The following is a 17692-nucleotide window of genomic DNA, read 5'->3' as shown; positions in this document are numbered from 1 at the left end:
TACACTGATTAAATACACTTTATGTTTCAATATTAAGTCAAGTAGTAAATCATTCGTGTTAACTTCGAGTTACAAACGGTTGATAAGACGGTAAACTTCGTAAAAACAGAACAAAAGGTCCACCAAGATAATGTCCTCGTGGGTTTTAACTCAGATACTCTTAATAACTACTTGTTCTCAGAATACGAGCGCCCCAAATAACACCCCGATATCCGATAAAAAGCGCCGTACCCGCTAAACTGTGCTTGTAACGATAAGCTTGCTAATGGCGATTTCTCTTATAAAATGTAAATCGACGACCGCCACCTTATCAATAACTGAGTCTGACACTTCTACTTATAGCACTTACAAAATAGTTTTATCGTCGCCAATAATTACCTGAATTTACTTAAATTTCCCTTTTTTGAACTCGTAAGCCGTCATCAACAGAACATACTTGTTAATAGACTAAGTAATTAAGACTGCGTTGCGTCGCTAGTTAACGCGTGGGTAGGTCCTCTCTAAACAAAAGGACCACCATGTACCCTTCTCCCCCTACTCTTAATAATACAATGCCGCGAATCTCTCAACATACTTCTCAATCCATAATTGGGTCTTGCGTATTGGGATTAGTTTCTTAATTTGTGAGTTTTTTGTGATAATCCTTCATAATAAGTAGGAACCGAACGCTCGTAGCTCAGCCATGTGGGTATAGTTAATTTAATAGTACTTCAGCAGGCGAATTAGAGCTAGGGTTACCGTGATCATGTTCTACGAGTTTTAATATTTCTTAAATACTAATTTGCACTGCCAGCGGCAATACAGTGAACACTCAAATGACGCTTATTCCTAACCCACACCCCTCGTTGTCGAGCGTATTACTTTGTTAACCATTTTATTTTGAAGAAAACTGTGCAGTGATTTCTCACTGTAACAACGCCTCATCGCTATGATTCCCTGCTCTCAATTAAGATAAGTTAAATCTGTAGGGCCCGAAGCGACACACGAAGTGGGCCCATGTATAAATATATCGTTGTCGGCCAAAAAAAAGCCCCACCGACCCTCTTCATACCCTTAGAAATTCACGGGCTGCTTCTTAAAAGGGTTGTAAACAAAAACCCTCAAGTAGTATCTTGAGTTGTTAAAACCCTTGAAATATTCGTCAATCTACGAGAGCCGTTATTCGTTATTGAACAAGAAGTCAATTTAGTCCTAGAAAAAATTGTTGCGTACGAAACTGCGCGAGTGGTCTGAGGAACAGTTAATGTGGGTGATGTGGTTGAAGATCTTGTGGTCCTACGTAACGTTATTGAACAAGGTGGAGTAATCCTATTTGTAATTTCGGTCTATGCTCATTGTACAGAAAAAACGCCAGCTGATTTATTTATTTCGGAAGAAGTAAGTAAAACGGCTACAGTGGACAAAAATTCATCGGTGAAAATCATTTGTGGTTTCGCCAAAGTAGCCCAGCAAAGGTTATAGGACCCCAATGAACACCTGGAAATTACGTATAGAGAGGCGAACAAGGATATCCATGAAGTACAAGCAGTAGTAGTTCTTATTGCTGTAGCCATCTTCCCTATCCGTGAGGATATGAGGGCGATATAAGCCAGTATAAGTACCCTAAGTACTACCGGCGCCCTGACCAGAGTCAATTAGGTATTCGAAGGTCATGGCCACAAAACCACTGGAGTGCGGTAAATTCTCGATGTGAGAAAACATTGCGGTACGGAGGCCGTTCACTTTAAAAATCAAATGACTTTAGTTGAAGAAATTTAAACCCAACCAAGTTATTTGGTAATTTCTCACATAATTGTGGCCATTAACGACATTTTGGATGAAAAAACTAAAGAAACTATTTTACAGGGTATAGTGCTCCTAAGCATTAGTCATGTAAAGAACGAGGTACAAAGTTCTTCCAGTTTGTTAATCGGCACTCGCTCTTTTGTACCATTTCTCCTTAGCGTCATTGTTATTATAGTAGCGGTAACTATGGATAGTGTCCAGATTAGGTACGTAGACGAACGTTCTGTAATCTCTGGTATAACGGTACTCAGTTTTACCGTGGAAAACGTTGCGGACAACACGGAGGCCACATAACATTTTTACGTTATAGTAGTACGAGATTTAGTTGTACTACATATCCACGAACAAAAGGGAGTTCATTGTGTATCAATTTGCGCTGACGTACTCCTTACAATATTCGTCCATGGTAAAAAAATTGTATGAAATAATAACTTAATTATTAATCAGCAAAGCCACAACCCTTTTCTAGACGATAAAGTCAGTGTTACTGTACAAAATTACAGCCTTACCTTAAATTAGGAAAAAGTTGGCAAAAACGTTTTAATCGTTCGTGCTGCTAGCGGAGCCGAGGTCTTAGTAAGTTGACTACTTGTTCGAGCAGGCATCACATTTCACCTAAACATAATTGTTGTTGTATTGGACGGGCATTCTAAGGTTTGTCTCGGTGACCCATAACTTCTTGTAATCCTTCGTACTAACGATGAGCTCAAGGAAATAGGTCAAATTCGACGACCTCTATTCGTCGTTTTAGAGCTGAATTGAGTAGGTCGAGTGATTTTCATTATGATGAGGGGTATAACGATATACTCTAAAATAATCGTACTGCGCACGTCCTAAGAAATTTGTTTAGATGCTCCCTTCTTATAACTGAACCCAGTTAAAGTACCCCTTGAGGAAAGACTATAACAAGTTTGGTGGCAAATAGGTGGAATTATAGGAAGACAATAACCAAAAGTGTACAATCATATTTGTTTTTATAACCAATACCTATAGTATGAGTACTCACTTTTATGTTGTGTTTGAGTTCGTAAATCTAATTTTCCAGCGGAAATATGTAAATGACATAATGTTCATAATTTATGCCTAGGACTCCGAAAATTCGTAGTTGACCTGCTATGATAACGGTTTCGGGGATTTAATAAACTCGTATGCGGTCAACAAAAACTAAATAGAAGCCATGTGGTTAATCTTAAACTAAATGTCCGAAATGAGGTTGATCGAGCAAGGGTACCGTACTAAGGACAACGGTAAGTCCCTCCTTCATATTATGTACTATGGGACCGAGTTACATTGCCTAACCGGCATGACGTACGAAGAAGTTGCGTCCTATTTGGGTAATAACTCGCTGGTTAACTTTTATCAGTAGTACTTTGATGTTTTAGTTTTGATCAATGATGTGGACAAGCGAGCCCCGTCGTTCAACATCGTTTTCCACGACTAGAACATCACCGAAGAAGTCATTCAGTACCACGACTTAATAATCGACTACCAACATAAGTACATATACCTCGAGATTCTCCTTCCCGAGACCGACCCTAAAGACCACTATTTCTCCGTGCTTAAAAAACAGTTAGTGAACTACGCCTTAACCATAGTTATCGACCTAAAATAGCGAATTCGCTACGCTAGCTTGGAATATTACCTGGGACAGTTTAAATAAATAACCTACTCGTATATGTATATCTCGGGGATACTATCTTCGACAAAAATAAAGACTAGAAGTAAATGTGGGCCTACTAGTCCGGTAAGTTCTCGCAAAATTAGTTAAATAACTTACCCGATCTCAAAGACAGTTCTTACAAATATAAGACCCGCTGAAAAAGGTACGTACCCGTCCTCTACTATGGCAGCTACTTACCTCGTGCCACTAACGAGCAGTCAATATAAGGAATTTTTATGTTCCTTAATTGAACAAAATATACGTACCTTTGGCACTGAAAAACGACCCTTTTCGGAAACGAGTATACCGTCCCACCTGATAAAATAGACTCGGTTGACAGTAAGTCAATCCTGTCCTTTTTTATGATGACCACGTACCTCTAGCTATAACGTGATTTCTATCTCGTGTGGTTGCAAAAGCAAAAAATTGGTCTTTGTCTTAGAAAAGATGGAATAAGAATTCAAATGGTAACTTTATAGCGTTGGCTAATCATTTAGTTCACGCTATAGCATCAGTCTACTTAGTCTCGTTTAGATATCTCCTTTACCTACATCAACGACTTCACCATTAACTGGTATACGATATGATAGTTCACTCAGTTAATTAAGTACCAGTATGGGTATTTAAACCGTACTGTTGAGTAGTTTTTTTAAGCGTTTTTAATTTCGCAATACAAGAGTCACTAACCCTACTGTTTGGGGTCAATAACACAATACTATTATGTTTTCCCGAGATAAAACGGGTGAACACTACAAACACCTCTTCGTCCAATACCGCCGATTTTCATTTCTGGTCTACCTTTGTCTTAATTTCTTTCACTTACTTGAAAGACGTTTTCCTTACCGAGTTGAGGCTCTCCTTTTTTTATTCTTTCTAGAGCTACTAATATAACGACTTTTCGCATTTCTTCTCGTCTACTTTATAAGGTTTACCAACCTACTCAACTCTTTATTTGTATTTTTTTATTTGCTTTCTTGTCCATTCCTTTGTTGAATACTACTCCTTAATTTCCTTGATCGACTACGCCACTAATTAAGTCTCGTTTTACGGATATTACTGACCGCGAGGTTATACTACAGGAACAACTTAAATAAGCCTTTTTACTTATTTCGTCATTCATAGAGTCGTCTAGTTCAACGACCTCTCCGTACCTTATCTGAATTCTTAGGTCTAGATCTCTTATCGACCCGTCGATGTGTCCCATAACCTATGGATTAATTGTTTCGTCCTCTACCGATATGACCACAATTTCGATTCTACAATGTACGTTATTTTCCCCTCCCACTCGAAGTCGATGGATGGAACCTTGTATTTCAATGTAAATTTCTACCTTTCCAATACCATCGGTTAAACTGAATATTGGTTCCACAAGTTTAGTTAAGTGGTGTTTTCGTTCCGCTTGGTCGGTTTGGTCTCTTAGTTCGTTTAGTTCGTAAATCCAGTTACCAACGAGAAACCAATCGTCTTTTACTAATAGAAGGACAACTACCATTTCTTCCTCTTATATTCGTGATACGCTCACCACGGCATAACCTACTTCTATGTAAATTTTCTAACTTACGACTAGGTCTTTGATCAAATAGGTTCAAGGATTTTCTATTACGGTTGAACTTTATACTCCTCGTTGTTCTTAGGGCTCGATGAGGATGAGGAGGTATTAACCACTTACTAAATAATTCATAAATAACTTAAACGCCATAAGGCGATACCTTCGCTTTATGGCATAGTAAACGATTTTATTTTAGTAAAAGATATCAATTCTTGTTAAAATCTGCAAGAAGATATAAGGGGGGTATATTAAAGCGGTCAGCGTCTATTAGAAGTTTTACTGCGCGAAGGCTAAATTAATTTCATGGCATTTTAAAATGGTTTAGGACCAGAAGTTCCTTCCCTTATTAACGCATTTTGGCGAGTGTTCTTGCCCGAAGTTATTAGCGAGGTTATTAGTTGACTAGTGTATTTGCGACCTCTTGTAAAGACGAGCATTGGACGAATACGTAGACTCAACGTATAGGACTACCAACATTCCCCGTTTTAAGTTACGGAAACAATCAGTATTTCCATTACTGAAAAAGTTTTACTTCATCAAGGAGTGCTCGATCTCCTCTGTAGTGGAGTTGGTCAAGAGAAAAAAGGCCTATAAACGAGTATTTTAAATAACGTCAACGTCGTCGGAATGCAAGTGTCACTCGTACCAGTTAGTTATTGTCCCCTTATACTAGACGACGCTTTAGATTGGTAGAAACGCCACAAAAATGAACTTCTTTCAGTTAATTATAAACATTTAGTCGTAGATTAGCAAAATTGTAGACGCATTATGTGATATGAATAGCTTATTTGTCAGAATATAGTATCCTGGAAAAATGTTAAGATGATAAAGCCACCATTACGGAACTAAAAGATCCGAGCTACGGCTACATATAACACGAAAGCACGGTCCTTAAAGCTGAATTAGATCGCTTAACATTTATTAGGATTATAAAACTTTTAAATTAAACCTACTTTTTACTTGCCCCTTTTACGACTATTACTTAATTCGGTAACCAAAAGTTGAATGCCCCATTAGTGTCGACTCGCATATAATCCATCCATGTTTCAGTTAAACCGCGTTTCACTTAATCATCTTCGTTAATTTTCAGGTATATCAAAAATAGTAGCTTATAACGCACAAGGAGATTTTTCACATGAATTACCATAGCACGACGTTGTTCGTTTACTAATAGTACAGATATGAGTTTTTAATAAATAGCTGATAAATAACAGACCCCTTTTAAGATTTCCACTCCTTCGTGTTCCACGAAGATATGCACTTCTAGAACTTTTACTTGCTGTTGTTGACCAATGCCAACCACTACTCAAAGTATTACAATTACCCGTTGTACTAATAAACTATCGAGTGTCAGTCCGACGCAACTATGCTCATCGTGTTTATAAATTACGTCTCTACCTTTTTCGCTAATGGCGAAACTCTTGCAATGAGTTTTCATGACCAGAAAGTCTCTTTTTTTCATTTTAAGCTGTTCGTTAATTAGTACGAAACTAAATAACGTTATATAATCTTTAGGTTCTGTTAGTTATAGAAAAATATCTCTTTTACTTGCTTCAAGAATTATAAAGTGAATGTCTTCTAAATCTCTTTTTTTACGAGTACTAGAATAGACTTTAAAACGTTTAGCTATACCTAAAACTACTTGTTTAGTCACTAAAACAACGCGTTTGACTTCTCGATTCAGCTCGTCGATTGAGTATGGCTTGAGAAAAAATACTTTGCTAAGAAGCGCAACAACTCAATTACTTTAGAAATGGACTAATGTTTTAACTAGGACTTGTTCTACGATAATTATCTGTTGGAAATATGAAACTATTTTGCTAACCACGTAATCTTATCATAACACGTTTCTTTTCATTTTGCTCAAGATATATACTTTACCCATCGATAATCCCAAAACGAAATAAATACTTCTGATATTAGTTAACCTTACTTAAATATAATCGGTATATCGAACCTAAAGCACATATTATGACGTGAAATTGATTTGGGGATACCTCGCGTACTACCGTTTTCTTTGTTGTAACAGTTAATAATTTGGGCTACGTCATCGATTTAGACAATAACCAGTTTAGATATGAGCGAAACTTTTGCGTCCGGATTTGTATCAACGACGATTTTACTACGTTGAAAGAGCACTTGTTCGTCTTTCAAAAATACTGTAAGTAGCACGAGCGGGAAAGAAATTCCTAAATCAACTCAAGTACTAAAGACCAGGTCATTACCAAGTCCGTAATGTTCCGCTTTTACGACATAACTTTTTGTCTCTGTAGTACCCACGTTGTTTGGGATTTCTTCGACGAGGACCTTGGTAAGCACGACTAAAACGACTATCATAACTACGGTTACGACACGTACCAAGCCTGTCAGAACTTTTACGCCGAGCACTTTAACGGAAGAAGAAACTTGGTGTGCTTTAAACACTTGCTATTCTAGACCAAAAAACTATAAATTACTGAGCATAGTACATCGGACCCACGTCGCATCGCTTTGGGCCCAAAGAAAATTTACTAACCTTAGGGACTAACGCAATACGAGTGGGTCAGATGTTTAGCAAATAATATAAAAATAGAGACAGTAATTTAAACCTCATTTTTACTGACGTGTTTTTCATTTAGACGACCTAATGTTGATAGTTGTTTACGCACTTAATGAATTATCAACCCCACTCGTTGGGATAGCGCGAGTCGTCGATTATGTCACCTAAGTAGTCCGTCCAAAATGACTAAAGTGTTTTTACTGATTAGAATCGTTCTGCGATTCTCTTTTTAATTGTGTTGATAGAACGTAATTTAATGGTCTTTAACAACGAACGGTTTTTAGGTTACTACCATGGGTATTTACCGAAAACTTTGACCTGACACCATTGACGTAGCTTTGCCATAAATAAGGGCTTCGGTTAGCTCCGTGAAATACACAAAGAAGTGTTCACCCTACACGAAATTTGACAAGAAAAACGAGATGACGCTTTGTTCCTAAATTAGCATTAAATAGGTGGCCTCTTTAATAACCAGTTCATACCAACCGACACGCACTTAATAGTGTTGTCGTTCCTCGAGTGCTGTTTTCTCATTGGTTACACCACTACTACCCCTACCCTCTTGGGAATGAATTAAAACTATTACAGCACAGTCGTTACCTATAATACTACCTACTAAAACGAATACCGAATAGTTTCGCTGCACAATGAAATTCATGAAGACCTCAAAATGGGCTAGACCTTGCAAATTCTCTTCAGTCGGGACACCGAAACCGACAAAGTAATGTACGTGGATGACTACTCGACGCTTTACTTGAACAAGGATATTTATTCTTTATAGGAAACCGGGTCAACTACCGAAATACGTTTTGGATAAAATTTTTACTTGGTGCTTCTTTTCATTGAAAACTCATACATTACGAGTTCCCTCATTTACTGGTTGGGCTCGTACGCTTAGTCAACTATTTTAATGACGCATTATAAGGTAGTTTTCAGTTAAATTAAGGAAAATTAGGAAAAGGCTACAGTGTTATACTCGCAAGTAGGGTCCTTTGTTAATTACGTAAATCTCTATTTAATTATCGTGTGCCGTAATTGTGCTAATGAGCATTTTGTGCTCCACTACTATAGCTACGCCGCACACCTGTTGATCGGCCTCTTCATTTCCTATCCTGTTCAGCGAGTGTTTCTACCGTTTTTGATGTAAAATGCGGATTTCTTTTAGTCCTTGGCGTCCGACATCTTACTACTAACATCGTCTCGGTTAGGGCTAATTCTCTAGTAGCTGTGAACCTAAGCGTCATACGACATAGATTTTAAGACGGTAAACTTAGTTGTTATTTTAGTAATAAACACTGTTTAGTAAAAATTAAATAAATATTCGCCAATATTACGCGTTAGTAAAGATTGGAATCACACTTTATAACACAATTTTTTCAAAACAGAAAACAAATAATACTGGACAGACAAAAATGTCCGAACACACGTATTACTTCTTCTACTTTTCGTTTTAAAATTTTTTGGACTAGAGTCGTTTCGACGTAGCATATTACATGTCAATCCGGATCCGATAAATTTTGTTCCACTATCTGGATCCCGCTTTTTTTTCTAGGAGTGACGTAATCTCGTTCTTGGAAGTAGTGGACTACAATTGAGTCGTTACCGAATAATAAAACTCGTTTGATTTCTTGACCTAGTCCGTCTTTTCATGATAAACTTTCGTGATAGTAATCGTCCTTTACCTCCGCGAGTCAATTTATTGATACCTCGGAAAAATACAGCTTTTCCGCTAATATTTTTTCGACTTTCAATGAAAAATTTTCGACAATTACTAAATTTTATACACGTATGTCGGCCTCGAATACTTTTACGTCCAGAAACACGAGATAGTCGAGGATTACTTTTGTTACGATTCGAAATAAAACGTTTTCGTAATTTAGTTCTAGGAAGTTCTTTCCATAGAAAAATACTTAATGACTTTGAACTTCAATTTTCGCCTTTACTAAGTCTTCGAAAACGAGACAATGTTTTCGTAGGGCTAAATTAAAATTTACTATCTCACGAGAACAGAAACCGGTTTCTCCAAAGACTCTTTCAACCTGTTATATGAGAACGTCGTCTTATAGTTGTTTCGTAATTATTAAATTTAAGGTTATAGCTGTGATCACCTCATTTATTACTTATGTTATTGGTGTGACCTACTTTTATATCAACTCGTATTATTTTTAGGTCCGCTCGTCGAACGGTCATATGCACTTGTTTCTCCCATATGTCAACTCATGCAACGGTTATTTAATGTAAATTCTTGAGCATAATAACTCAATTAACTTTCATTACTTAAAGTAAACAACGGTCTTGGACAAAAGCAATTTCCTATAAACGCACGTATACGTTTTAATAATCCTTGAAGTGGACTTGGAATAAACCGTTATAAATTACTTGTCATACATCAACTCTTTTTTAGGCTATCCCGTGACAATACCGTTGTTTCATTTGCACTTAGAGTATTTCGCCTTGTATAATAAGCGACCAAGTGTTATAATAAACGACATCCACACGATCAACGACATCCTTAAACCACCGTTTTTTTGTCTCTATGTCTCGTTCACAAAGGTTGATTCTCATGAGGACAACTAAATAGTGATTTAGTTTGTGGTCGTCATCTTTGCGTTCTTAACTTTGAATGACTGTATAGTTTTTACGTTAGAAATAATTTAGGGTTTGGCCTTTACTGAGGCTACCTCTTTTAACCACCGACTAGCTTAAGTTCGTTATTCTCCGTACTTACTATAAAACGGACTATGTTGCGGTAACACCGCAAGATAACTTGTTCATAAATATTCACATGACAGGTCAATACCAATAGTCCTTTATGCGAAGGGCGAATAACTTTCGTGAGTTAATAAGTTTGCCTGATATCCACTTCAGTGACTATATCAGCTTTTTCTTTACATATGAAAATTACTGAATTTACCGCTATCGTAATGAGACTCTGGGCTTCCCTGACGACCAACACACGCACGAACGGACGTTTTACCTGATAATGTATTAGTCGTCGTTTTTAATACCATATACCCTGGGTACAAAGCAGTACTTTCTGGTGTCTTTCCTGCTATGTCTGTCAAGTTAGTTAATCCACAACTCCGTAAACCATACGGACCTCGGTACCGACTTAACCTTAACTAAAGGTAAACGGCATTTAAAACCCTTGTTAATCCAAAACGTCTAAAACATGTTAATGTTCATTTATGTAATCCACTCAATTGTCTCGCAGTCGCGATATTTTTTCAAGAACAACTTATAAACTGCCTAGTACTCGTAGTCAATCTACTCCTGTCATTCGCGTCCGATTGAGCATTAGGTAACGCATAAAACCTGTCATTTTTGGGTCTTTACGTTCTTAATAACCGATTACGTGGATTTGACTAACTACAAGAACTACTTTTTTCAGCGCGTGTAAAAGTTAGAAAAACACTACCGAATCTGCGTAATTTACATGGAATACATCAATTGGGACAAAACCAATCTCCAGAACTAATAATACCCGTATGCCACAAACTCACCCATTGACTATTTAATCCTTCAGTTCGATGTCAAACACGTCCTCCAGCTATGCTGTATGACCACCTTGTCAATCCGCCATTAGGGTGTGGACGTCATCCAAAACGTAATCCGTAACTTTCTTATATAGAAGAGTACCTTTGAGAATTACAGAATTCTGTCCACTTATTTTCCTTACCCAACATATAATAACGATGGTTACTATTACGACACCATGTTCCTGAGCACTAAAGACTTAGTTATGCATGACGAATAGGCCTTTAACTTCATAGTCATTTATGGCGGCCGCCATCGAAATTTTCAGTTAAGTTTTTTCGTCTATTTTCGCCCCGCGCTGACCGAAATTAAAATCCACTCCTACTCAACCGTTTATTCGTTTAATCATAATTCCTAAACGCAGTGCTTCGACTCGTTTAGTGCCATCTAGTTTTGTACTAGTTAGTCCAAAATTTTCTAATAAATCTCACTCACGTCCTCTCACAATACAGTCACATATACTGACTTCTCCTTGTTAATCTTAGCTATTTTTTTACCACCTTCGTTATGCCATGAGAGCAGTGACATCATAATAGCGAACATGAGAAACCGTAACGGCCTATAGCTATAAACGTAACCGTAGTCCTTTTCGAATGGGTTGTTCGAAGTCAACGTATACTCGTTTACTACCAACGAGATAGTTTAGTTTTATAGTTTCGTCATTCTCGGATACGCTTACTTAATTAAGTACTTGTGCCGGCATGCCAAATACGGCTGCGTCGTGTATACTGTGAACGTTTTCAAATACACAGCTTTTTATTTGACCTATTCCGACGTGTTCTCAACGTCCGACAACGAAGCTTGTCATTCTACGGCTGAGATTTCGTTTAACGGTTTTAGGCATAACGTGCATAGGAACGTCGACTTTTTAGAATATGTTTACGAGAATTTCTTAACTCATCACAACTCCTACTATGAATAAATGGTCAATAATTACTTAATTTTCCACTATAAATACCTCGGTGACCCGTTATATTTCTCCGCTACTTAAGGATATTTGACCGAAATCTAGTTCAATTTTTATTGCCTTACCCATTAAATAAAAACCTTTACTTTTGGTTACGTTAACGCTCATTCAGCGTAAGCTACCAAAGACCTCTATTTTTTCATCTTAGACGTATTGTAAAACAATAGTCGAATTCTCCAAGTATTTTTGTATGTGGTAAAACTACAAGAGAAATAGTCCCGATTTTGTATTACTCACACAAATAACTATACAAAACATTTTTAACTCCAAACTAAAAGTACTTTCACTTTAATAAATAAAATTAAGAAACATGGTATTAGGTTCCCACAAGTTTTGAACTACTAATGTACAATCCATTTCTATTGTGCGGTTTTGGATTTCTTGAGTTCGTTTAATTCCTGTTTCAATTTCAGCTCGTTTTGACCTGTCATCGACAACCATTCAGTAGTTTTTCGTTTCTTATAAATTCTGACTTTGGCCATCAATTTCCTCCCCAATAAATGTGACGACTACGGTCACCCAATCAAGTTCGTTAATTATTCGTGTTACCGTTTTACTTTACCAGATGACGTAACTTCGTACCAAACCAGTCACCTGGACGACACCGGTCACCTATACAACGACACCCGTGATTATTAAGAAGTAATCAACATAATTTACTCTTATTACCATGATTTAATACCGTTTGTTTCCAATGGCCTCTTTAAAATAGTGGTGGTCGATAAAACCCACCTTTCCATTAGCAATTCTGTTAGCTACCAGCTCAAATACGTAAGTTACGTCGACTACCGTTTGTTTAAACCTACTGTCTCGTACCAAGGGGATCAAATTAGGAGTTCCGTTCAAGTAGAGGACAACGGTACCCTTTAGACCAAGATTAACCGAAAAGACTACCTTTCGATCTACGTAATCTCAATTTTTGTCCGGCACAATACACCGTTGCTTCATAACGAATACGCAGTCCTGGTTCGCTACATCTCGCTAATCAACTATAGCTACGTCTAGGTTAACATCTTTTATTACACCAAATAGAACGCTCGATAGTTCCGATATAACCCCGTGACAGAAATAGTCTGCCTGTCAAATAAACCTCTTTTGGTCCAAGACATAAGTTTTTATACTAAGATTCACCATTATGAAATATATAATGACTGTCGGTACTACAGCAAACCAGATAACTATTTGCGTCACCTGTTCAGTTAACCTTTGTCTGACCCAACTTCCGCTCTCATAATTGGCTCGGTCGTAACCAATTTTTACTAAACCATCATCCACTATTTTGACCAATAGATGTAAAATAACTAAGTGTCTGCCCACTTTAATATCGAGCTAGTTTTCAAAGTTCGCCACAATCATAAAGAGGTTCGCACTCGCCTTCTTTCAATATACATAATTGTCTGTTGCCTTACGATTTAGTTAATAGACACTCAATTATTTACTAGGGACACTAACGTGAACAACCTGCAGGATTACAACCATTCAGATGTAATAAATTATCCGACTGATTCTGTGTTCTACGGGACCAACGACTAAAAGGACCGAATTGAGCACTGGCTGTTATACCAGTTCGGTAAGTACTTTTATTTGTGATATAACAACAGCTGTGGCCTCCATAGCCACAACTGCTATAACGTCAACTATTAAATTACAGATTTGTTAGTCTTTAACGCGAGTTACTCCGACTATAACAGGAAAAAAACCAACTACCTTCTCGACCGAACTGACCATAACTACTTTTTTAACGATCATTAAATGCATTCAATTTATTTTTCCATGTGGAACAACAATTATTTTGACTTCCTGACCTGCTACTACAGCAAACACGGCTGAAAGTACGAGATCCGTAACGTCTATAAGTGAGATAAAGGAGTAGCGTACCGTCACCATAATCTTGGGATGAGCTTCTCCAAAATAGTGGTAAAAGTCGAGTATAACTACTTTTACTTCTTCTATTACGCTAATTTTAGCGAAAACGCCCAGCAGGATTACAACCATTTAGATGAAACTAATTAGCTTAAGATCCACTCCTTGCTCAGCAACAAATACTATACGGTCCATGTTGGTCTCTATCATAAAGCTAAGGAAAACATTCTCTACTTGTTTTGATACAAGATTAACTATGTCGCCCACATGCATCCTTTAGCGCGTAACTACTTTTTTATCTTTTTAAGAGACACTAATTTTGCGATGTTCGGTAACTTTTTAGATTACATACAAACGTTCAAGATCTACGGTCCCTTCCCTAATGACTAGTTCTGTACTTAAATGAGCCGAAATAATAACTTAGGCCTTTTCGTAATCAATAACGCCACTTATTCACCCTACCGAATCTACTTCTCGTATTTCTTTTTCATTTTTCGCTTAATAGATCTTCTAATGTGAAGCGGTTAAAACGTTTTTATTCTAAGTATAGCCGTAACGTACCGTCACCACATCCACCAAATAAATTTCTATATTTACTTCGCATACGAAGTCGACAGGTTAGAAAAAGTTGTGGTTCTAACTGAGCTAACGAAGTTCTATAATCGTGCTTTGTGTGAGGAGGAACACACTTACCTGCGTCCTATTTTAATTCCATACGCGTAGAACCGCCAGTGTTAGGGGGCCACTAACAGTAGGTACCTTTAGTTAACCGCCTAAATGGACTATCGATATTCGCAATAGAATCATTACTTAAATATTTTGTAGATCCTAATCAGCCTTGAGGTGATTTTAAACTCAAATTTCCGCCTTGTTTGGGAAAACGTCTATTCTTCCAATTCAATAGTGTCGCTGTTCATTTATTTTTTTCTTCTAATTACTCAGTGCAATTTTTCTTTCGATTTTCGTTTTTCTTCATCCTCATATAAAAACACAACAAAGAACGAAGCATCGGAGACAAAGAATTAGTGTAGAAACGGATGCGACCCGCTAAACAATCACCCCGCATCACAAAATCCCGTCTGGCGGATTTAGGGTACCTGTTCGGCGCCTTGCAGCCTTATCTAGACCCGACCAATAAAGACGCTACACATCTTCTAAGCCGAGTATCGAACCGCCCTTCGTTTCACCTCGGACCAAAAAGAATAGCATCTAAAGGACCCAATGCCGTTTAATGGAGTAGTTCAATATGATGGGGATTCAATCGCTAATTAAAAATCTCTCACGTACCGTAACGCGTTATTAGACAAAGTAAGAACAGCGTGATTATAAATTAAACAATTCTTCAAATCCTGAAAGTGATTAACAAAACGTATTCTCTTACAAAAGAGGTTCGTTCTTAAGTTAAAGTCGAAAACATTTCAATCATTACGTCCAATATCCCATATCCGGTCTTGTGAGATAATTAAGAAAATTTGAAGGAAAAACCCCTATCAGGGTCGGTTAATTTACATTTGGTCTTGTGACTGGTATAACATAACGTAGTAACCATTTCGCTCATAACCAGTGTTCGGTTGGGAACTCAACAAGTACTAAAAGAGATAACATACGGACAAGTTATAGTTCTTTAGCACGGAACTATATGTTCCATTAGAAATGTAGTGTTCGTTCCGGGTTTGCTAATACCATAAACGTAAGATGTTTTTGTACGAGTAAGACCGCGAAAGGTTGATGTAGATGAAGTACTAATTGCGTTATAGGGAATTATTAAACTAATAATTCCTGTAATTTAGGAACTACCGCGTATTAAAGTCGTTGTTTAAAAAGTTTACCTATAGGTCTTTTAGGTTCAACGTATTAACGTGCAAAATCTACTATAAAAGGTCGCTACGAAGAACTAAGTAACGCATCCACTGCTTTCCATTAAGCTATTTAAAGAACACAACAGTAAGGGAGCTGATAGCTAACTCTATGCAGTAATTACTAGAACAATTACTCCCGAAGCAGTCATGGTTGGGCAAAATTACTCGCTATCTATGCAACCCCTAGTTTACCATGAAAAAGAGGTCTCCAAAATTAATATATTTATCCGACAAGTCCGCATCAGTGAAATAAGTAAATACCATAAGGTTAATTCGTTTTTTATCTATTATAGGACTGACTGTAGCTATAATAAACTACATACGCCTTAACATAACGTCCATTATTAGAAACAACGTGCCCTGTCATTTTCGAAAACTATACGTAAAAGACGTTTTTGCCGTACTTGTGGTTACGTTTGTCGGCCAAAGTATAAATTACGTGAATTTACCCGATTACAAAGGTAGTATCAGTAAGGGCAGCTCTAATATAGTAGTTATTCTTAACCGCAACGCAAGACCATAACGAAATAAGGTCCCTATCTTTAAAGATGAACACATAGCGAACTAGAAGAAAAAAGATTTTATCATTTACCATGCCTTCTGAAAACACGTTAACTAAGTTGGGTAACACGTGAAAGTCTTAGTCCAGGTTATTCTTAACCTAAGCTATGTACGACTCTATAGGTTCGACTTTAGAATATGCAACGTACTTCATGAAATCAACCATAAAATATTTAGCGTAAATTTAGACCGGTCGCTACATCTACACCCAGTTGACAATAATTCATTAGTTTTATTCTCCTTTAGTTAAGGCGTTTCATATCCCTACATTAGGGAACCGGACCAACTTTATGAAACAGAACTGCGTATATACATTCTATACCTCAATAATTATGATAAAAGCTACGCGGATTTCTGAATCGACAAACACGTCGTTTATCTTCTCCTTCTCAAAAGCCTAATCCTACATGATTTAACCGTTGTTTATATTGTTGCGCGAAACGATGTAGCCTAAGTTAAAAGTGTTCTCAAAGAAATAGTCCTTTAACTACCTTTGACTAAAAAGGATCGAGTATTACTGTAAATACTACTTAACATCTACAGTCGAGTAGCACAGGTTTATCACGTTTTTACTACCCACTAAAAAAGTATGCGACCGGAGTTAAACTTTATGAAGTACTGGGACGAAATTCTTTAGTTCTCGTATTAACTCGAGAGGAGCACACAGACGTATCTAAGATTTTTCTCCAAGTCTAAAAAAATGATAACTTACGTCCCCTCAATTATTGAGTTGCGGACGTCGAAAACTCGCACCACGGGGACGGTTAAATCGATTAACTCTTTACACAGCTAATAGTTACAATTAATACTATGGGCTCTCAAAACTAAGATGTCATACTTGTTAACCTCGAAAAAATTAGAGTGCGTCCGGCGGAACTCGGGATGTTTAACGAAGTTTAAATCGATTACGGAACGGTGACAAATCTTCCACTCAACGTTATGGGTTAGGAACAGGGCCATTTTGGACTCCCCTTTTAAGATACTATACTCGGCGATTATGATTTCGTACGAGTGCATCTAGAACACCGCGTACAAATAGCGTTAAGTCATGACTATTATGTAGTTCACGGAGTTCTTGTCCAGGATAAGGTGCCGGATGACCGACACTTGGTAGTGAATTATAATGAAAACAAGACTATAGTTTGAGAAGCCGTTGTTTAAAATTATTAAAAAAATCGCTTAACCGCGCAAGTTAACTTGCTTGAAATCGACATCAGGGATATCCGTATAGTTACTGTTCTACTAATCTTGGACGCCGTTAAAAAAAACTATTTTAACTTCGCTGGTAAACAGGAAGTGATAGCTATAAACGTCAAGAGAGTTAAGCCTACTCATTTAGTAGACGACCCGAATTTCGGTATCTCGGGGGGGT

Annotated in this window: 2 protein-coding genes; one reads left to right on the top strand and one right to left on the bottom strand. The window is 37.4% G+C overall.

The features are described 5' to 3' along the window. Positions 1 to 1245 precede the first annotated feature (1245 nt). Positions 1246 to 1461, top strand: a complete 216-nt coding sequence (locus DGG96_RS07400; protein WP_110142101.1) for a hypothetical protein — start codon at positions 1246 to 1248, stop codon at positions 1459 to 1461. A gap of 10935 nt (positions 1462 to 12396) precedes the next feature. Here the strand turns inward: DGG96_RS07400 and DGG96_RS21295 are convergent. Further along, complete coding sequence (locus DGG96_RS21295) at positions 12397 to 12519, bottom strand: hypothetical protein (RefSeq protein WP_276309315.1); 123 nt, start codon at positions 12517 to 12519, stop codon at positions 12397 to 12399. Between the last annotated feature and the right edge of the window lie 5173 nt (positions 12520 to 17692).

This window comes from Legionella qingyii (assembly GCF_003184185.1).
This window is presented reverse-complemented; position numbering and strand designations above follow the sequence as displayed.